The sequence below is a fragment of the Hymenobacter sp. DG25A genome, from assembly GCF_001280305.1.
In the GTDB taxonomy this organism is placed as follows: domain Bacteria; phylum Bacteroidota; class Bacteroidia; order Cytophagales; family Hymenobacteraceae; genus Hymenobacter.
Genome location: NZ_CP012623.1, coordinates 3,743,025 through 3,762,622, shown reverse-complemented (window position 1 = coordinate 3,762,622; position 19,598 = coordinate 3,743,025). Strand labels below are relative to the sequence as shown.

The window sequence follows — 19,598 nt, the reverse complement described above, 5'->3', positions numbered from 1 at the left end:
GAGTCGTTTTTACGCTTGTCGTTTAGCCGTGAGAAGGTCCTTCGCAAGCTCAGGATGATAGATGGAATTGGGGTGATGACTGATGGGTTTGTTTTGAACTTCGGACAATAACCTAAAACGGGTTTTCCAGATCCTGCAGGAAGGGAAGTATCTGGTCTTTATCGGAAACCAGCGGGTTTTCTATGCCCCAGTTAATGCTCAGGGCCGGGTCGTTCCAGTGCAGGCCACCTTCCGCGGCGGGATGGTAGTAATTGCTGCACTTGTAGAGGAAGAGTGTGTTGTCTTCCAACGCCACGAAACCGTGGGCAAAGCCTACAGGCACATATAGAATATTGCATTTTTCAGCATCCAGCGCTACTGCCAGGTGCTGACCATAAGTAGGTGAAGTGCGCCGTAAATCAACGACGACGTCCATGGCGCGGCCGGCAGCTACGCGCACCAGCTTGGCCTGCGCATGAGGGGGCCGCTGAAAATGGAGGCCACGTAATACGCCTTGGGAAGAGCTGGACTGATTATCCTGTACCCAGTTCTCCTGAATCCCGGCCTGCTGCAGCACTTTCTCGCTGAAGGATTCAAAAAAGGCCCCTCGGGCATCGGCGAAAACCCGGGGTGTGAACTCAAAAACTCCTTCCAGGGCGTGTTGCTTGATTTCCATTGGAGGTAACGGGACAGATTTTTAAGGTAAAAACTAATTTCAGCCGGAAGCTTTAAGGGCTGATCTACGAGCGAGGGCCAATTTCTGCTACCAAGCGCAGGTATTTATCCAGGACCAGCTGCTCGTCAAACTTGTCTTCGGCCAGACGGCGGCTGGCGCGGCCCATTTCGGCCAGTTTGTGTTCTGGTAAATGCTGAAGATGAAGCATTTTGCGGGCCAGGTCGGGGCCGCTGCGCACCTGGCAGAGCAGGCCGTTGTAGCCGTCGATGACGGTTTCGCGGCAGCCGGGCACGTCGGTGGTTACAATGGGCTTACCCATGGCGGCGGCTTCCAGCAGGGTTTTGGGCGTGCCTTCGCGGTAAGAAGGCAGCACCACCACGTCGGCCTCGGCAATGTGGGCGGCTACGTTATCGGAAGTACCCAGGTATTCGATGTGGCCGGCCTGCAGCCACTCGTCAAATACGGCCCGCTTCACGCCTACCCCACCCGACTCATCAATGCCGCCCAGCAGCTGCACACGCGTGCCGGGCATGGCCGCGCGCACTAGGCGGGCAGCTTCAAAGTATTCCTCCACGCCCTTCTCATAGAGCACGCGGGCAATCATGAGATAGGTGAAGGGCTGGTTGCGTTGGAAGGTGTCGGCGGGAAGGAACTTGCGCACATCAACGCCGGAGCCGGGCAGCAAATCGGTAATCTGCTGCTTTACTAAGTTGTGCTGCAGAAACAGCTGCCGGTCATCATCATTCTGAAAAAACACCCGGCGCGGGAATTGAAACGCAAACCGATACAAGCCCAGGGCCACTTTGCTCACCAGGTTTTTCACGATGAACACCGTGCCCAGGCCCGATACGTTGTTCACGCTGGGAACTCCCGCCAGCTTGGCGGCCAGGGTGCCGTAAATATTGGGCTTGATGGTGTATTGCAGCACTACATCGGGCCGCTCGCGCTTGTAAATATCATAAAAGCGGCGCGTGAGCAGAGCATCCTTGAGAGGGTTGGTGCCTTTGTTTTCCATCAGAATGGGGACAAAGCGGCAGCCCAGCTCGGTTTCTAAACGCTCAGAATAGGCATCGGGAGGGGCTATGGCCAGCACTTCATGGCCCGCTGATTGCAGCGCCTGTACCAGGCTGCGGCGGAAATTCCAGATATTCCAGGAGGTATTAATTACAATGGCAACGCGCATGCAAACGGGGTTATTCAGAAGGCAAAGGTAACGGGCTAAGCACTGGCAAGCCGCAGGGCGACGCACTTTCGGTTACTTTGTGGCGCATTACGGTATTTTCTTTCGCAATGATGTTGTCCTGGCACGGGCTCCGGCCCTTTTTTATTTTTCTGAGCAGTTTGCTGGTATCGGCCTGCTCCTCTTCTCCCACCGAAGCTCCGGCTGATGCCGCAGCCAGCGCACCGGCCGAGCTTCCCGGCCAGGCCCTGTTCGCCACCAACTGCGCCGTATGCCACGGGCCCGATGGCAAGCGCGGCCTGAACGGCGCCCACGACCTGACCAAAAGCAACCTAAACCAGATGGGGCGCGTGTACATGGTAACCAATGGGCTGGGCAACATGCCCGCCTTCAAAGGCCAGCTCACCCCCGAGCAGATTGAACAGGTAGCGGCTTATTCCCTTACGCTGAAATAAAAGCGCAAAAGGACGGCTGTTTCCGCGCCGAAATCTGTTCTATGTCTCTTAGCTCTCTCCCAATTAAGCAACCACTCCTACATGGCTAATAAACCCGTTTCCAAAGGCCGCAAGCATAGCAACAGCACCCGCCACCCTGGCGCCGTAGACAGCGTGAAAGGCCGCGCCGGCCGCATACTGGCCAAATCTGAGAAAGGCACCTACGAAACCTCGCCCGAGGAAGAAACCGCCGTACTGGTGGCCGTACCCGACAAGCGCCAGGCCGACGCCCTCACCCAGGAATACCTGGATGAGCTGGCCTTCCTGGCCGAAACCGCCGGCGCTACCGTTACCAAGCGCTTTGTGCAGCGCCTGGAAAAGCCCGATATCCGCACGTTTGTGGGCGAAGGCAAGCTGGCCGAAATCAAAGCCTACGTGCAGCACAGCGGGGCCAGCATGGTCATTTTTGATGATGACCTTTCGCCTTCCCAGCTCCGCAACCTGGAGGCCGAGCTGAAGGTGAAGATTGTGGACCGCTCCCTGCTCATCATTGATATTTTTGCCAGCCGGGCCCAGTCGGCTACGGCGCGCACGCAGGTGGAGTTGGCGCAATACCAGTACCTGCTGCCCCGCCTCACCGGCCTGTGGACTCACTTAGACAAGCAGCGTGGCGGTGTAGGGCAGCGTGGTCCGGGTGAAACCGAAATTGAAACTGACCGCCGCGTAGCGCGCGACCGGATAGCCTTTCTGAAAGAGAAGCTCAAAGACCTCGACAAGCAAAGCCATACCCAGCGCAAAACGCGCACGAACACGGTGCGCGTGGCCTTGGTAGGCTACACCAACGTGGGCAAAAGCACCATTATGAACCTGCTGAGCCGCGCCGACGTGTTTGCCGAAAACAAGCTCTTCGCTACCGTAGACTCCACGGTGCGCAAAGTGGTGCTGGAAAACACGCCCTTCCTGCTTTCCGATACGGTAGGGTTTATTCGTAAGCTGCCCACCCGCCTCATCGAGAGCTTTAAGAGCACGCTGGATGAAATCCGGGAGGCCGATTTGCTGGTGCACGTGGTGGATATTTCCCACCCCTCGTTTGAAGAGCATATTGCCGTGGTGAATGACACGCTCAAGGACATTGGCGCCTCTGATAAACCCACCTTGCTGGTCTTCAACAAAATAGACCAGTACGACCTGCACGCCGACGCCCAACATCACGACGGCTTTGAGGGTATGAACCCCGACGAGGACGAAACGCCCCGCCCCACACTGGAGCAGCTGCAGGCCACCTACATGGCCAAAATGCACGACCCGGTTATTTTCATCTCGGCTCAGGAGCGCACCAATATTGACGAGCTGCGGGCCTTGCTGGTGCGCCACGTGGCGGCCATTCAGCAGCGGCGCTTTCCCAGCCAACCGGTGCCGGAAGCTGCTGGTTAAGAGAGCAAAACCGGCTGCAGGCACCTGTAAGAGCAGTTTTAAAATCAGGCGAAAATTCGCTTTTCTTTTTGGGACGGACTTTTTAATCAAAAATTAATTGCGTTCTTAGCTGCCCCGGAATTGCAGCGCCGGGTATTGCTCCCTTTCCCACAACTCACTCACCACCAAAAAGCCCGCCTTTTCCGGCGGGCTTTTTTCGTTCAGGTTCAACGCTTTACTTGCCGCCTCCAAACTATTTTTGCCCGCAACAGTAAAGAAACCCGCTACCGCCTACGCCTACCTTATGAAGACCCTGTACCTGATGCGCCACGCTAAATCCAGCTGGAGCTTTGATGACCTGACCGACCACGACCGCCCCCTGAATGAGCGGGGCCGCGACGACGCCCCCCGCATGGGCAAAGCCCTGGCCGACCGCCACATTAAGCTGGATTTGCTGATCAGCAGCCCCGCCGTACGGGCCCTGAGCACCGCCGCGCTGGTGGCCAAAGAAATAGGCTACCCCAATGAGCGGATTGAAGTGCAGGAGCGCATATACCGCGCCGAGCCCGCCGACCTGCTCGACATTGTGCGCAAACTGCCCGACACGGCCAACGCCGTGCTGCTGGTAGGCCACAACAACACCATCACGGACTTTGCCAACCTGCTTTCTCCCAACCAGATTGAGGATATGTCCACGGCTGCCGTTGTGTGCCTGCACCTGAACATTGACCGCTGGCAGGAAACGGACCGTGCTACCACTGAGTTTTACTTCTACGATTACCCCGGCAATCATCAATAAGTGAATTGCCTTCCCCTGATGCACGAAACCTCTGCCTCCCATACCACCCCACCTTTCCGCAACCGTGAGCTTAGCTGGCTGGCCTTCAACTACCGGGTGCTGCAGGAAGCCCAGCACCCGGAGGTGCCCCTGCTGGAGCGGCTCAAGTTTATGGCCATCTTCTCCTCCAACCTGGATGAGTACTTCAAGGTGCGCGTGGCCACGCTGCGCCGCCTGGTGAAACTGAAAAAGAAAACCCGCGCCAAGCTGGGCGAAGACCCTGCCCCCCAGCTGGAGCAGGTGCTGGCCGAAGTAGGCCGCCAGCAGCATGAATTTGGCGAAACCTTCCGCAACAGCATTCTGCCCGAGCTGCGCCAAGAGCATATTCATCTCATCAGTGAGCATGATCTGACGGAGGAGCAGCGCGCCTTTGTGCGCCAGTATTTTCATGAGCGGGTGCAAGATTTGCTTTCTCCCGTTATTCTGGATGAAACCCTGCACCACCTGTTCCTCAAGGATCAGACCGTGTACATGACTTTCCTGCTCACGGAGCCCCTGCAGACAAAAAAAGCCAGCGACGAGGAGCGGGTGCTGGTAATGGAACTGCCCACCCGCCGGCACGGCGGCCGCTTTGTGCAGCTGCCCACCGAGGGTAAGGAGCACTATGTGATGTTTCTGGATGATGTCATCCGGTGCTGCGCCCATGAGCTGTTCCCGAAGTTCAAGCAGGTGCAGGTGCACGCCATCAAGATTTCCCGGGATGCGGAGCTGGATCTGCAGGAAGAAGTATCAGGCAACCTGCTGGCCAAAATCAAAAGCAGCCTACAGAAGCGCGAAACCGGCTACCCGGCCCGCCTGCTCTACGACCCTGCCATGCCCAAAGAGGTGTTGCGTGCCGTGATGCAGAAAACCCATATCACCCAGGATGAGCTGGTAGAGGGCAGCCGCTACCACAACTTCCGGGACTTCTTCGGCTTTCCGGATATGGGCCTGAAGCATTTGCAGTACCCCGCCCAGCCCGCGCTCAAGCATCCGTCGCTGCCCGCCCGCGGCAGCCTGCTCAGCGCCATGGCTGCCAAGGACCATCTGCTGCACTTCCCCTACCAGACCTACGACTACGTGCTGCGCCTGCTGCGCGAAGCCGCTACCGATGCGGCCGTATCGGCCATCAGCATTACGCTGTACCGGGTGGCGGAGAAAAGCGAGGTAGCCAAAGCCCTGCTGAAAGCCGTGAAGCACGGCAAGCAGGTAACGGTGGTAGTAGAGTTGAAAGCGCGCTTTGATGAGGAGTCCAATATCCGCTGGGCCGAGAAGCTGCAGCGTGCCGGGGCCAACGTTATTTATGGCGTGCCCGATCTGAAAGTGCACAGCAAGCTCTGCCTCATTACCCGCGTAGAAGCCGGCCTTTCCCGCCAGTACGCCTACCTGAGCACCGGCAACTTCAACGAGGTAACCAGCAACATTTATTCCGACCACGCCCTGCTGACGGCCGATGAGCGCCTCACCCGGGAGATAAGCGCCATCTTCCAGTATTTCCTTGACCGGGTAACGCCCCCACCCTTCGAGCACTTGCTGGTGGCGCCCTTCGAGCTGCGCGAGAAGCTGAATGCCCTCATCGACACCGAAATAAATAATGCTCGGGCCGGCCAGGAAGCCTACATCATTCTCAAGCTGAATGCCCTGCAGGATGACCGGATGATTCTGAAGCTGTATGAAGCCAGCCAGGCCGGCGTGCAGATTGAGCTGCTGATTCGGGGCATTTCCTGCGCCGTGCCGCAGGTGCCGGGCCAGAGCGAGAACATCCGGCAGCGCAGCCTGGTAGACCGCTACCTGGAGCATGCCCGCGTGTACGTGTTCGGCAATGGCGGCCAGGAGAAGGTGTACGTAGCCTCCGCCGACTGGATGGCCCGCAACCTGGACCACCGTGTGGAAGTGGCCTTCCCCCTCTACGACCCCGCCGTGCGCCGCGAAGTGCGCGACTTGCTGGACCTGCAGCGTCAGGACAACGTGAAGTCCCGGGATTTCGACAACTGCTTTATTGCCCCCGATGCCGCCGGTACCCTTCGCCTGCAGGCGCAAACGGCCACCTATGACTATCTGAAAAAGCGTAGCGGCCGCCGTCGCTAACCGGCAGGCACGTTAAAAAGCCACCGGCCCTATCTTGCATTTTGAGATAGGGCCGGTGGCTTTTAAGCGTGCCTGCCAAAGCGGTTGGGCGCTGGGCAGGTTACTTGCTGATGGTTTTCTTCAGGAACTTGCGCGGCGGTACCAGAAACAGCTCCACGCTGGCATACGGCGCACCGCCCAGGGTATTCACAATAGTTTTATCGTTGGAGCCGGCACCAAACAAGCTGCGGGCGTTGCTGTTCTGATCTACGTTGTTGAAGGAGTAGTTGTAGCGGTAGCCGCCCTCCAGCCCAAACCACAGGAAATCGTAGATTTCCCGTTCAAGACGCACGCGGGGCTTCACTTCTGTTTCGCGTAGAATAAGGGTGCGCAGCCCGTTCTGCAGCGGCTCCCGCAGCTTAATGTTGTAGTTGAGACCATCTACGGTATAACCGGCAAACAGCAGCGTTTTAGGCGAGGCATTGTAGCGGAACGTAACGCGGGCCGGGAACAGCGACTCTACGCCCCAATGCGGGCTAAAGGTGCGGTTATACAGCAGCACCGGGTACAGGCTTTGCCGCCCAAACGTGTAGCCCAGCTGCAGGCCCAGGCCCCAGGCAAACGTGGGGCTCTTCTTCCAGCCGTAAATAAACTCGGCGGAGGTTTTAAGGTAGTCTTTCAGCGTCAGCTCGCTGGAGGTATAGTCGCCGTTCAGCTCCCCTTTCACGCGGGCAATGTACCAGTGCACGGCATCTACGGGCCTGATAACGGCCAGCTGCGTACCAATGGTTTTCAGGCCCTTGTCTTCCAGGTTGCGGTACAGCACGGAAGCGTTGGGGTCTTTGAAGTTAAACTCCTCACGGTCGTAGTTTACGCCCAGAATCACCTTCAGATGCGGATGGTTCCAGAGGGGCGCGTAGGCTTTCACAAAGGCCCGGGCATTCTTGGTAACGGTAGTGCTGGCCTCGCCCTGCGGCTCCCGGTCGCGCAGCTCCGATTTGATGTTGAAATTGCTTAGCCGCTCATAATGCAGCACCAGGCCCTTACTGGGGCCCATGCCCACCACCGAAGGCACGGCAAACTCCCGGTTCTTCCCCACCTGGTCGTCCACGACCGTATCACCCTTCATGGGGGCGGGTGGTGGGTACACCTGCGCCATTGCCAGCGGAGCCAGGGCCAGCAGGCCGGCCGTTAGGAGTGCAGCAGACAGACGACATTGTGGAATAAAGTAGGACATCATAAACAATAAGAAAAGTACATAAGCCACTTACGGATCCAAGTCGGCAAAGGCCAGGGTTTAGAACAGGAAATCGAAGCCGACAAACACCAGATTTTCCTCGCCCACAGAGTACGTAGCATTTATCACAGCCTGCTTCAGCACATCCACCCAGATACCGCCGCCCACAGCCGTATGGAAGGCCTGCAGACCGGTGCGCGTGTCCTGCGTGGTAAATACGCGGGCCGCATCGGCCAGGCCCAGCACGCCAAACTTGCCGGGCACCAGGTAGGCATTGAAGGTGAAAAGCTGCACCCGCACCTCGCCATTGCCATACAACGAGGTGCGGCCAGCGTAGCGCGTGCGGCGGTAGCCACGCAGGTTGGTGGTGCCGCCTAGGGTGTTGGCTTGGTAGAAGCGGTAGTCGCCGATGTTATGACTGATGCCCAGACGGCCGGCCCAGGTAAGCTGGAACGGAAAGTTGGGGCTGAGGTAGAACCGGGCTTCGGAAGCCAGGCGGGTGTACTGCAGCTTCTCCCCGTTCAGCTGGCGGTTAAACTCCGCAGAGTTGTACCAGCGCAATCCAATACGGGGGTTTTTGGGGGAGCTGGCGGCGTCCAGGTTAACATACACGCGCCCGCCCAGGTAGCGGTTCAGCTGGAAGTCAGAGGCGCGGATGCCGGTGGCGGCCCCAGTGGCACCGTTGCCCTGCTCATCAAGGCCGCTGAGAATCTGCTGGCCCAGGTCTTGCTTGGAGATGCGCCACTGGTCGTACTGCGGCCCGATGCCTGCCTTCAGAAAGCTGAAAACATCCTTTTCCAGCACTGGCGAGAAGTAAAAGCGCGAGAAGCGGATGCGGTAGTTGTCGTTGATGTCGCGGTTGGTGACGCGGTTGTCATCGCCCCGCTCCGCCAGCACGTTACGGGTATTGTTGCCCGAGCCGAAGTAGTTATACAGCAGCTGAGGGCCATAAAACTGGGAGTTGATCTTCAGATCAAACTTCCCTACCACATCCGTGAAGGCCCCGTTGTAGCGCACGTTATACGCCTGGCGGCTGGGCGCGTAGTTGGCTACCAGCGTTTGCTCCGTGGCAAAGGGAGAGCGGCGGAAGCCGTAGGTGCGCAGCGTGCCGCCACCGCCTACAAACAGACCATCATCAATATTATACCCGAAATACACGGCCGGACCGAAGTAAGGCAGGCGGTAGTCTTTGCGGTCGGTGCGGTTGGGGTGGTCGTAGCGGCTCACCTCTGTGCCGGGCTCCAGGTGCAGGCGTGTTTCCTTGCCGGCTGTAATAATGTTGCTGGTATCGGCATCGTACACCAGTGTGCGGTGGCGCCAGCCGCCCACGCGGGAATTATCGGTGATGGTGTCGGCCTCAGTGCCGCCAATAATGCGCAGCAAGGGGCCTTTTTTCGACTCCCCGGTAACGTGGTACACATCGTGCCCGGCAAAGCCATAGAGGCGAATATCCTTGGTAACGCTGGGGTCAAACGTTTTATCGAACAGGGTTTTGGTGCGCTTGCCCTCCTTGTTGATTTTGGTGACGGTGACGCGGGTCTTGTTGTCGGGGAGGCGCACTACATCAAACTGCTCCCGCTTGCGGCTGCCTTTCACTTCCACCACCTCATTCAGCACACCGTAATAGTCGGCGGCCAGTTGGGGCAGCAGGTCGCGGCGGCTTTTCAGCTTGGCCGCAATTTCGGGGCCGTGCAGGGCGTAAATCTGGGGCGCCCAGTTGGCCCGCAGCGCGCTGTCGATGATGGCATCGGTCAGGTCGCGCTTCATATCCTCGGCTATTTCCACCCACTTATCCTTGCTGACCGAGGCCAGGAAGGTGCGGTCGTTGGCCAGGGCGGTCAGGTTCAGGCCTTTGTAGTCGGCGTAGTCCTTTCCGAAGTTCTGGAAGTTGCGGATGGCCCACTTGCGGCTGGCTACCCAGGGCAGAAATCCGTCGCCCTTGAAAAAGGCAATGTCCCGGTCTTCTGGCACGGCGGTAAATTTCCGGTCCCCGTCTGCGTCCTTGCGCTCGGCCCAGCGCCACTGGTCTTCGTGCCGGTCCCAGTCGCCAATCCACATATCGAAGAGGCGCGAGCGGGCAAAGTCTTTTTCATTTACGCGGTTGTCGTTGTCGTCCTCCAGGCGCTCCAGCACCTTGTCGGTGCCCACCAGGTTGGTGGCATTGCCGAGGGATTCCACATTGCTCTGGTCATCCTTGGCATCTTCCTCAATCATGGCCGGGGTATCGGCAAACCGGTCTACGTACTGGCCCAGCAGGGGGTCGCGGGGGATGTACACGGGCTTGGGATTGGTATGCAGAATACCCGCCGCCTCGGCCAGCGGCGGAATTACAAAGGCGGCATAGGGGTGCTGCGCCGAAATTTGGTCCTGCAGAATGTCCCGGGCCGCGGTTTCACGCAGGGCTTCGGGCAGTACGGCGGCGGGGTCTTTGTTAAGCCCGCGCAGGGTATAGTTGCGGCCTTCCTCGTTGCGCACCTTCAGAGAGGAGGTTTGTTTGCCCCCGCCCACTTTGTAGGGCATCAGGCCGCCCCGCTCGGTGGCCATATCCAGCACCGGAAACTCTACCGGGGTAGACCACTCGGCGCGGTAATGGTCGCCGAAAAGGGCGCGGTGCAGGGCGCCACGCTTGGCATAGCGCGGGTTTATGGCCAGGGTAATGGTACTATCGCCAAACGGGGGGCGCTGCAGCTGCTCCCGCTCCTGCAGCTGGGTCAGCTCGGCCGTTTGCTGGGCATACATGGGGGTGCGGAACACCAGGCGACCTTTTTCGCCCCGGTCTTCGGGGATATAATACTCCACCCACACTTCACCGTTGTCATAGTAGTTCACGCGGGCAAAGCCTTTCTCCTTATCCGAGAACAGCGCATTGCCGCCCGGGCCGGGCTTCACGTGCTGGGTTTTGCAGCCCGAGCCGCTCACAATGTGGTGCAGGTTGCCCTCTGTGAAGTACTGCAGGTTATGCTCGTGGCCGGCGGCGTACACCACATTGGGGTACTTATTGAAAATCTCCATCAGGCCGTCTTTGTACTTCTGGTACATCGGGTGCGGAATATCCTGGCTTACCCCGCCGTACTTGCGCGCAAACGGGTAGATGGAGCCGATGATGGGCAAAGGCAGGAAAGCGTATTTATAGACGATGGACAGCGGAAAGAAGTGGTCGGCCAGGGTGAAGTAGCCGCCGTGAATACCATCAGAAAACAGGGGGTGGTGGGCCACCACCATAATGTTCTTGCCAGCGTTGTGCTGAATAATATCCTCCAGCTGCGTAAAAAAGTCGGTTTCATCGGCTACGCCGCAACCGCTGTTGCCGCCATAAGGCCGCTCATCGGTTTGCAGAAACCACTGGGAGTTGATGGCAATCATCACAATGTCATCCTGCAGGCGCACCTCAAACGGGCCGGGGCAGGCATCGCGCGGAATGAAAAAGTCGCCGGTATAGGCAAACGCCGCCGAGTCGCGGGTCATGAACTCCTCCACAAACTGCTGCTCGCGGTTTACCTGCTCTACGCTGCCGTTCAGGCCCTGTTTCCAGTCGTGGTTGCCGGGAATCATGTACTTCTCCCCGGCGTAATTGCGCATGGTATTCAGCTGCGCCGTAATGCGCCGCTCCGCGGTTTTGCGGTCGTAGGCGCGGGTATCGGGCATGCCGTACTCGTAAATATTGTCGCCCAGGAAAATAGTGGTGCTTTTGGAGCCGGCGGCCAGCATCTGCCGGCGCATAAAGTTCAGGGAAGGCTCCCCGGCCGAGTCCAGGGCGGGGGCACCTACGTCGCCAATTAGAAAGATAGTGTAGCGCACGTGGGCGCTATCGGGCGGGGTTTGCTTTTTCCAGTCCTTGCCTATGCCCCGGTAGTTGGGGCGCTCTGGGTGGGGCACCTGGACTTTCTGGGCCGATGCAGGCAACGCGCTGCCCAGCAGCACAAGCAGCAGGCAACTAAACGCGGAAAAAATTCTCATACGATGGTGGAAGCGGCCCCTATCAGGAGGGCCGTTACTGGTGAGGAGGCTACTGCTTCTTATCTTGTAGCAAAAGCAGCGTAATTTCCCGATACGTTCCGGACGGGCCCGGCGTTGGGAAAGATGTATGCGCAGCCCTACGCAAAGCAGCGCCCCACGGTTCAGGCAGCCCTAGGATAACCTCTCTGCCCTTTTCGCGTTTTACTTTAATTAGCGGCGCCCTCTCACCTTTTTTATGCGGCCAGCCGCCGTTCCCGCCATCGTTCCATGGAAGCTTCTGAAACCATAAGTGTAGCTAAAACTGAAATCGTCAAAAAGGCCAAGAAATTCATCGAAGTCTTTTTTGAGGAGAAGCTACCCAAACAGCTCGTTTATCACTCCTTCAAGCACACGGCCACTACCGTGAAGGAGGCGGCGGCGCTGGGCCAGGCGGCGGGCCTTTCCGCCACCGATCTGGAAATGCTGCTACTGGCAGCCTGGTTTCACGATACCGGCTATACCGAAGTCTACGATGGGCACGAGTACCGGAGCATGGCCATAGCCGAGCAGTGGCTGACGGAGCAGAGCTACCCGCCCGAGCGTATTGCCGTGGTGAAAGACCTCATCAAAGCCACGCACCGCGACGAAACCTGCGAAACCGAGATGCAGAAGCTGCTCATGGATGCCGATATGAGCAGCCTGGGGCGGGAAGATTTCCTGAGCAACGCCGAGATACTGCGCGCCGAGTGGGAAGCTGCCCTGGGCAAAACATACAGCACCCCGGAGTGGGCCGAATATCAGCTGGATTTCCTGCTCACCTTTAAGTTTCTCAGTGATACCGGCAAGGAGCGCTACAAAGAGCAGCTGAAGGATAATATTAAGGCGCAGCGCAAGCAGCTCAAAAAGACCGAGAAAAAGGCCAAGAAGAAAGATAAAGAGGCCACCGACACCTTTGCCGAGCCCAAGCGCGGCGTGGAAACCATGTTCCGAACCACGTACAGCAACCACATGAAGCTGTCAGACATGGCCGATAAAAAGGCGAACATGATGATCAGCCTGAATGCGGTTATTATGTCGGTTATCATCACCTACCTGGGCGCCAAGTCTACGGCGTTGGGGCCGGCTTTCACAAAAAACCCCATCCTGACCGTGCCCATGGGCATTCTGCTGGCCACGGCGCTGGGCTCGGTGGTATCGGCCATCCTTTCGGCCCAACCCGATGTAACCAGCTTTAAGTGGCTGAGCCGCAGCCCGCAGGTAGCTACTAACCGGCGCGTCAACCTGCTGTTCTTCGGCAACTTCACCAAGCTGAATCTGGATGATTTCCAAGGCGGCATGAACGAGTTGATGCGCCAGAAAGAAAAGCTCTACACCAACATGGTGACGGATATTTACTACCTGGGCGAGGTGCTGGCCCGTAAATACCGGCTGCTGCGCATCAGCTACACCATTTTTATGGTTGGCCTGATTCTGACAACCATTTCCTTCGGCATTGTGCTACTGTATAAAATGTAGCCCTGCTTAGCAGGGAGCATAAAATGCCCGGCTGCCCGTGTGGTGGCCGGGCATTTTATTTTTCCGGGGGAGTCTCTTTCGCCCGTTGCCGCTCCCGCATCTGGTTGCAGATAACTTCCAGCTGCCGGATGGAGGCCCCCAGAAAGCGCTGCAGCCGCCGCAGCTGCCCAAACCGGATAAGCGCAGAAGCCCCCGCAATATGGCCGTAGCGAAACTCCAAGGTGAGCAGGCAGGCCTGGTCAGAAACCTCCTCCAGAAAAAAGAACAGCAGCGAGTTGGGGAATATGCGGAAGTGGGAAATCTTCTCTACGTATTCCAGCCGCTCGCCCTGCTCAAAGCGCTGCACGGCCTGCACGTTTATCTCGCCACGGTTCAGGCCAATACGGTAGTTGGTGCCCAGGCGGTTGGCCTTGGTTCGGTCATACTCCACGGAGTGCGCGCCCTGCAGCCAGCGGCAGCGCAGCCGCAGGTTGCTCACTATCCGCAGCGCATAGCCTGCGGGCACCGGCAGCACGCGGCGCACCACCACGGCGTTGGCCTGGGTGCCAGCCGGACGGGCCTGGCCGTGCCGGTCTACCAGCAGGCGCAGGGGTGTGAGGTGGGCGTAGCGGTAGGAAATAGCCCCCAGCACATCGTAAGTAGTTAAGCCGTGAAGCAGGCGCGTCCAGGAAAAGCTGCCCCGAATAGCCGCCGGCGGCTGCGTATTCAGGTAGCCATCGGAGAGCAGGGCGTACTCCCCACCCATAATGTCGTTTTTAAGCAGCCGGTGCACCACAATTACGTCGCGGCCCATGAGCTTGGTGTACTGCCGGATCTGGGCCACGTGCACCTGCCCATAATGCACAATGATTTTCAGCGTCAGCTCGTTGGCCAGCAGGGCCGCGCCTAGGGCTGAGCCGGCATCCCGCTCTACCAACCGCAGGTAGTTCTGAAAATCAAGGAACATGCGGCGGCATTGCGCCACTACCTCCGCAATGGCCGGGGGCCGGCCCAGCCGGTAAAACAGAATAGCATCGCCCTGAATCTCACTCACCTGCATATCCAGCATATTGCCTTCAATGAGTACTTCCAGCAAATCGGCAATCAGCCAGGGCGCCAGGGGGCTGCCTGAGTTTTCAATAAACTGGGTAAAGCCGCTGATATCGGGGATGAAAAGCAACGCGGGCTGTGGCTCCGGCACGGCCACCCGGCTGCCCACGGTGCGCCGCGCGGCACGTATATCATCAAGTAAGCCCATAGAGGGTGAATATGCGAAAGATTACCGGATACGCGGGGCGTTGTGGCGCAGGTTTGGCACACCAGTGTGTTTCCGGTTACCTTTACGCGCAAACCCGCTGGCCCCGTAGTTCAACGGATAGAATAGAAGTTTCCTAAACTTTTGATGTGGGTTCGATTCCCGCCGGGGCTACTTTTTACAGTTTATTCCGCAGGCGTTACTTGTTTCTGCACTGCGGCCGCCCACCAAGGGCGGACTTCCGTGCCAACGAGTATCGTGGCTGATTCAATTCAGATACTTTAAAGGTACGCGCATGATTCGTGTTATACTTACTGATGATCATACTCTCCTCCGCAATGGCATTCGGTCATTGCTGGGAAAGGTGCCAGAAGTAGAGGTGGTAGGGGAAGCTGGCAATGGCCAGGAACTATTGGATATGCTGGAGCACACCCCAGCCGATGTGATTTTGCTGGATGTGGCCATGCCCGTGCTGGATGGGCTTTCTACGCTCCCACTTTTGCTGAGCCGATTCCCCCAGGTGAAAGTACTGGCCCTGTCTATGCTGGACCACGAGCAGTCGGTGAGTAGCATGCTGGCCGCGGGGGCTTTAGGCTACAGCCTGAAAACCGCCGATGCCGCCGAGCTGGCCTACGCTATCCGTACGGTAGCGGCCGGGCAGCCGTTTCTGAGCACGGCCATTGGCATGGATGCCTTGGAGCGGCTGCAGCAAATCTCGCCCCTCTCCCGCAAGGAAAATACGCCGGAGCTCTCGGCCCGGGAGTTGGAAGTCCTCATTTTGATGGGGGATGGCCTCACCACCAACGAAATTGCCGAACAGCTCTACACCAGCAAGCGCACCATCGATTCGCACCGGCAAAACATTCTGGATAAGCTGCAGGTAAAGAACACAGCGGCCCTCATTAAGTATGCGGTGCGCCATGGCATTATTGCCTAGCCCGGCGGCCAAAACAGCGGGCTTGCAGCCTGTAAAAGGAAGAAAGGCTGGCAGAAACCGCCAGCCTTTCTTAATCCTTATGCACATTAAGCCATAACAATAGAATTTGGCTATAACTATAAGATATAGATCTATATACCTGTACCCCATGGTAAGCAGGGGTGTATTATCTCATTTCAAGCGTCGCCGCAGGTAGGGTTGCAGAGTAGCGAACCCTACGACAGACCCGCTACTCCGCCTATGTTTGCTTTTGCATAGTTCGGGAAAAACAGAGGCTGATTCCCTCAGCATTCTTACTGATTTTGTACTGCGATAAATACGTATTTTTATACAGCGCCTGTAAGCCGCCGGCTTATGCCATTATCGTAAATCACAGAAAATCAAGAATTAACCCACTGTAGACCACCGGCTCTTCCACGGCCGCCGCAACCCTTACAAAGTGCTGGCCAGCCCGCTGATGGTCATAGCTACCAGGGCCGTGTTGAAAATAAAGGAGAGCAGCCCGTGCACCAGAACCAGCCGCCGGATGTGCTGGCTGCTGACGCCGATGTCGGAGGTTTGGGCCGTCATGCCGATGGTAAAGGAGAAGTAGGCGAAATCCAGGTAGTTCGGGTCGGGGGTGTTGCCGGGAAACTGCAGGCCGCCTTCCTCTTCCACATCGGTGGGGGCATAGTACAGGTGGGCGTAGTGCAGCGTGAAGAGCGTGTGCAGCAACAGCCAGGCAAATGCTACGGCCAGAATAGAAAGTCCCACATTGGTTTGGAGCAGCTCGGGCGGGAGGTTGCGCATGGCGCGCAGCAGCGCTACCACAGCTACCAGACTGGCCAGAATGCCCACCAGCACAAAAATAAAAAGCACGGTGCGGCCCGGGTCTTCGGACACGGCCACTTTCCGGATATGGTCGGGCTCGGCGGTGAATACCGCCGACCAGATGAGCACCAGACAGGTGAAGGCAAAAGCATTCCAGGCGGCCAGCAGGCGCGTAGTAAGATGCGGCTGATGCTGCACCAGCAGAAAGGTAACCACTGCCAGCGCACCCGCCAGCCCGACCCGCACCAGCGAGGGCAGTGCCCCGATGTGGTGCATCAAGTAAGTGCTTAGTACGGATTGCCTCATAGGTTTCGCAACTACCTAAAGATACACAACCGCCTGCACGCTGCGCCTATCCGGGCCAGTGAAATTAGCCGCCTCGCGGGTGCTTATTCCGTGGCCGTCAGCTCTATACTGAAAGCAGTGCGGCCATTGGGCTGAGTTTTCAGGCTGAAAGGAAAATGGTGCTGCAGCAGAATGTCGCGGATGAGGGTAAGGCCAATGCCCTGCCCGTCGCGCTTGGTGCTGTAGAAGGGCGTGAACAGGCGGCGCTGCACCTCGGGCGGAATGCCGGGCCCGTCGTTTTCCAGCACCACCGTGGGCGGCGAAGCCGTGGTGCGCACCCAGATATTGCCATCTTCCCCAATGGCCTCCAGGGCATTTTTACCGATGTTGAGCAGGGCCTGCTCCAGCTGCTGGCCATCCAGCGCCACAAACAGCGGCCCCGGCGTTAGCTCCCAATGCCAGCGGATGTTGCGGTTTTCGCTTTGTACCTGCAGCAGACGGCAGGTAGATTTCAGCAGCTCGTGCACATCCACGGGGCGCAGGGTGGGCGGCGGCAGGCGCACCAGGTTGGCAAAGTTGGCAATGAAGTTAGCTAGGTGCGTGCTGCGGTTCACGGAAACTTCCAGCGCCTCCGTAAAGTCGGCGCGGTCTTCGTCGGCCAGCTGCGGGGCGTAGTAGTGGAAGGACTGCAGGATGGAGTTTACGGCCCCGATGGAGTTGTTCACCTCGTGCGACATCATCCGGATCAGCTTTTCATACGCCTGCTTTTCCTGCCGGATGAGGTCCTGCGTGAGCTCCTCCAGCAGAATAAAGTAGCGCGTGAAGCCCCGGTCCAGGAAGTGCGAGGTGTGCGCGCGGTAGGTTTGCACGCCCGAGAGCTGCACCACCTGCGGGTGGCCGGGCTGCAGGCTGCTCAGGGCCGGGCCCCAGTCGCCGGGCAGGGCGGCCGGCAGCTGGCCCACCAGCGCGGGGGCGGGCAGCTGCAGCATGCGCGCGGCGGCCGGGTTCACGGACTCAATGCGGCCATCGAAATTCAGCAAGAGAATACCCGCCGGAGAGGCCTGAATGAGGTGCTCCAGCAGGAAGCTTTTCTCGTGCTGGGTGATGCGCTCCTGGCGCAGCTCGTCAATCATGTGGTTGTAAACTTCAATCAGCTGGTCCATCTCCCGCTGATTCACGGGCATGAACTTGGTGGAGAAGTCCTTGGCTTTAATGGCCTCCGTGCCAGCCGCAATCAGTTGAAACGGGCGCACAAAGCCCCGGTACAAATGCACCGTCAGTACCACCGATACCAGCAGCAGCAGCTCGGCACTGATGAACAGCACGGTATTCTGGCGCAGTACCTGCCAGGCCAAGGCCACCAGCACCCCGTGAATAATAATGGCAAAGAGCAGAAACTTAGCGCGCAGCGTCATGCAGCAAAATTAGAAACAGCAAGGTAGCGGATGCTGAATCGAAAGAAAGGTCATACTAAGCTGGCCGAAGCAGTTCTACCACTTTCTGGGAGTTACCACACCACCAACGTGCTGCGGCCAGCTCAGCATAACCACGTTTCTGGTTCATTGCGCTTGGCGGCGGCTACCCTTCCAGGGCGGCGTTGCCTTTTTCCACATCAAACGGAATATCGTACTTCTCCAGGCGCCGGTACAGGGCGCCGCGGCTCAGGCCCAGGGCTTTGGCTACTTTGGAAACGTTGCCCGCGTAGTGGTCCATGGATTTGCGAATCATCTGGGATTCCAGCTCGTCCAGGGTCATGGAGCCCACGGCGGGCAGCTCGCCGGGGGCGGCCGTCACCTTCACGGGCGTTTTCTGGAATTGGGCCTGAAACTCCTCGGGGCCCAACTCATCCTTGCCGCTCACCAGCACGGCGCGCTCCACCAGGTTTTTCAGCTCCCGGATGTTGCCCGGCAGCGGCTGCTCGCGCAGCCAGTGCATGGCGCGGGTATTCACTTTCAGGGCCGGGCGGTTGTAGGTAGCCCGCAGATTATCCACGAAGTGCTGCACCAACAGCGGAATATCGGTGGGCCGCTCGCGCAGGGCGGGCAGGCGCACGGTTATCAGGTTGATGCGGTAGAACAGATCCTCGCGGAAGCGGCCCTCGCGCACTTCATGGGCCAGGTCGCGGTTGGTGGCGCAAATCACGCGGATGTCCAGGCGGCGCGGCTTACTGTCGCCCAGCACCTCGTAGGTGCGGTCCTGCAGCACGCGCAGCAGCTTCACCTGGGAGCCCATGTCCAGCTCGCCAATCTCATCCAGGAAAATGGTGCCGCCGTTGGCCAGCTCAAAGCGGCCCACCCGGTCAGCTTTAGCATCGGTAAAGGCCCCGCGGCGGTGCCCGAACATCTCACTCTCAAACAAAGAGGCCGAGATGCCGCCCAGGTTTACCTTCACAAAGGGTTGGCGGCGGCGCTGGCTGTTCTGGTGAATGGCTTCGGCAATAAGCTCCTTGCCCGTGCCGGACTCGCCTTCAATCAAGACGGAAGCATCGGTGGCGGCTACCTGGCCCACGCTGCGCAGCACATGCAGCAGGTGCGGGTCCTGGCCCACAATGTTCTTGAAGTCGTACTGGCGGTCGAGCTGGCGACGGGTGAGCGTGGATTCATCCGGCTCGGAGGCTTCGGCCTGGGTGGCCAGGTCCAGAATGGTGCGGATGGTTTGCAGCAGGGCGTCGTTGTTCCAGGGCTTGGTCACAAACTCAGCGGCGCCGGCTTTCATGCCTTCCACCGCCAGGGTAATGGAGCCCCAGCCGGTAATAAGAATAACCGGCAGCGCGGGCTGCAGCACCTTCACCTTGGCCAGCAGATCCAGGCCATCGTGGCCGCTGGTGTCCAGGGAGTAGTTCATGTCCATGAGCACCAGCTGCGGGCTGACTTCCTGCAGGGCCCGCAGGGCTTCTTCCGGGGTGGCGGCGCCACGGGTGGCGTAGCCGGCCTGCTTTAATAGCAGCCCCAGAGAGGTGCGTACCGCTATATCGTCGTCGACAATGAGAATCATGGAGCTGGAAAGGGGGAAGAGGCGAAGGACGTAATTTGCGGCGGAAGAGGCAACAGCCCGTTCTGTTTTTAGGACAGAACGGGC

At 58.5% G+C, this 19,598-nt stretch carries 14 protein-coding genes and 1 tRNA gene; 7 read left to right on the top strand and 8 right to left on the bottom strand.

Going from position 1 to position 19,598, the window contains the following annotated elements:
* Positions 1–112: 112 nt before the first annotated feature.
* Positions 113–655, bottom strand: coding sequence for a dTDP-4-dehydrorhamnose 3,5-epimerase (gene rfbC / locus AM218_RS16150; protein ID WP_054415122.1), 543 nt, complete (start codon positions 653–655; stop codon positions 113–115).
* A 64-nt stretch (positions 656–719) separates the two neighbouring features.
* On the bottom strand, positions 720–1,838 hold the full coding sequence (locus AM218_RS16145; RefSeq protein WP_054415120.1) for a glycosyltransferase family 4 protein: 1,119 nt from the start codon (positions 1,836–1,838) through the stop codon (positions 720–722).
* Between the two features lie 107 nt (positions 1,839–1,945).
* On the opposite strand from AM218_RS16145, the gene AM218_RS16140 reads away from it, so the two are divergent.
* The 4 genes from AM218_RS16140 (at position 1,946) to ppk1 (ending at position 6,587) form a co-directional block, all read left to right on the top strand.
* A complete protein-coding gene (locus tag AM218_RS16140; protein WP_082318333.1) occupies positions 1,946–2,290 on the top strand; it encodes a c-type cytochrome in 345 nt (114 codons plus the stop codon).
* A gap of 81 nt (positions 2,291–2,371) precedes the next feature.
* Positions 2,372–3,703, top strand: coding sequence for a GTPase HflX (gene hflX, locus AM218_RS16135; protein ID WP_082318284.1), 1,332 nt, complete (start codon positions 2,372–2,374; stop codon positions 3,701–3,703).
* 283 nt (positions 3,704–3,986) lie between these two features.
* The gene (locus AM218_RS16130) at positions 3,987–4,481 is read left to right on the top strand and encodes a SixA phosphatase family protein (RefSeq protein WP_054415916.1); all 495 of its coding nucleotides are present in this window, start codon (positions 3,987–3,989) and stop codon (positions 4,479–4,481) included.
* A gap of 18 nt (positions 4,482–4,499) precedes the next feature.
* A complete protein-coding gene (ppk1, locus tag AM218_RS16125) occupies positions 4,500–6,587 on the top strand; it encodes a polyphosphate kinase 1 (protein ID WP_054415114.1) in 2,088 nt (695 codons plus the stop codon).
* A gap of 100 nt (positions 6,588–6,687) precedes the next feature.
* On the opposite strand, the gene AM218_RS16120 is transcribed toward ppk1, so the two are convergent.
* Complete coding sequence (locus AM218_RS16120; protein WP_157547699.1) at positions 6,688–7,806, bottom strand: DUF6268 family outer membrane beta-barrel protein; 1,119 nt, start codon at positions 7,804–7,806, stop codon at positions 6,688–6,690.
* A 57-nt stretch (positions 7,807–7,863) separates the two neighbouring features.
* Positions 7,864–11,760, bottom strand: a complete 3,897-nt coding sequence (locus AM218_RS16115; protein ID WP_231717512.1) for a bifunctional metallophosphoesterase/BamA family protein — start codon at positions 11,758–11,760, stop codon at positions 7,864–7,866.
* Positions 11,761–12,027: 267 nt separating this feature from the next.
* Here AM218_RS16115 and AM218_RS16110 point away from each other — a divergent pair, with 267 nt between their 5' ends.
* Positions 12,028–13,254: a Pycsar system effector family protein gene (locus AM218_RS16110; protein ID WP_054415111.1), complete on the top strand. Its 1,227-nt coding sequence runs from the start codon at positions 12,028–12,030 to the stop codon at positions 13,252–13,254.
* 55 nt (positions 13,255–13,309) lie between these two features.
* Here AM218_RS16110 and AM218_RS16105 read toward each other — a convergent pair whose 3' ends face one another.
* A complete protein-coding gene (locus AM218_RS16105) occupies positions 13,310–14,491 on the bottom strand; it encodes a DUF2652 domain-containing protein (protein ID WP_054415109.1) in 1,182 nt (393 codons plus the stop codon).
* A gap of 99 nt (positions 14,492–14,590) precedes the next feature.
* On the opposite strand from AM218_RS16105, the gene AM218_RS16100 reads away from it, so the two are divergent.
* Together AM218_RS16100 and AM218_RS16095 are read left to right on the top strand one after the other, a co-directional pair.
* Positions 14,591–14,662, top strand: a tRNA-Arg gene (locus tag AM218_RS16100).
* 121 nt (positions 14,663–14,783) lie between these two features.
* A complete protein-coding gene (locus AM218_RS16095; protein ID WP_054415107.1) occupies positions 14,784–15,425 on the top strand; it encodes a response regulator in 642 nt (213 codons plus the stop codon).
* Between the two features lie 432 nt (positions 15,426–15,857).
* Here the strand turns inward: AM218_RS16095 and AM218_RS16090 are convergent, their stop codons facing one another.
* The 3 genes from AM218_RS16090 to AM218_RS16080 all read right to left on the bottom strand — a co-directional run bounded on the left by AM218_RS16090 (position 15,858) and on the right by AM218_RS16080 (position 19,514).
* Positions 15,858–16,541 carry a DUF1345 domain-containing protein gene (locus tag AM218_RS16090; protein WP_071843821.1) on the bottom strand — a complete coding sequence of 228 codons (684 nt, stop codon included), beginning with the start codon at positions 16,539–16,541 and terminating at the stop codon, positions 15,858–15,860.
* An 83-nt stretch (positions 16,542–16,624) separates the two neighbouring features.
* Positions 16,625–17,935 (bottom strand): sensor histidine kinase, encoded by a 1,311-nt coding sequence (locus AM218_RS16085; RefSeq protein WP_054415103.1) that lies wholly within the window; start codon positions 17,933–17,935, stop codon positions 16,625–16,627.
* 163 nt (positions 17,936–18,098) lie between these two features.
* Complete coding sequence (locus AM218_RS16080) at positions 18,099–19,514, bottom strand: sigma-54-dependent transcriptional regulator (RefSeq protein WP_054415101.1); 1,416 nt, start codon at positions 19,512–19,514, stop codon at positions 18,099–18,101.
* Positions 19,515–19,598 lie beyond the last annotated feature (84 nt).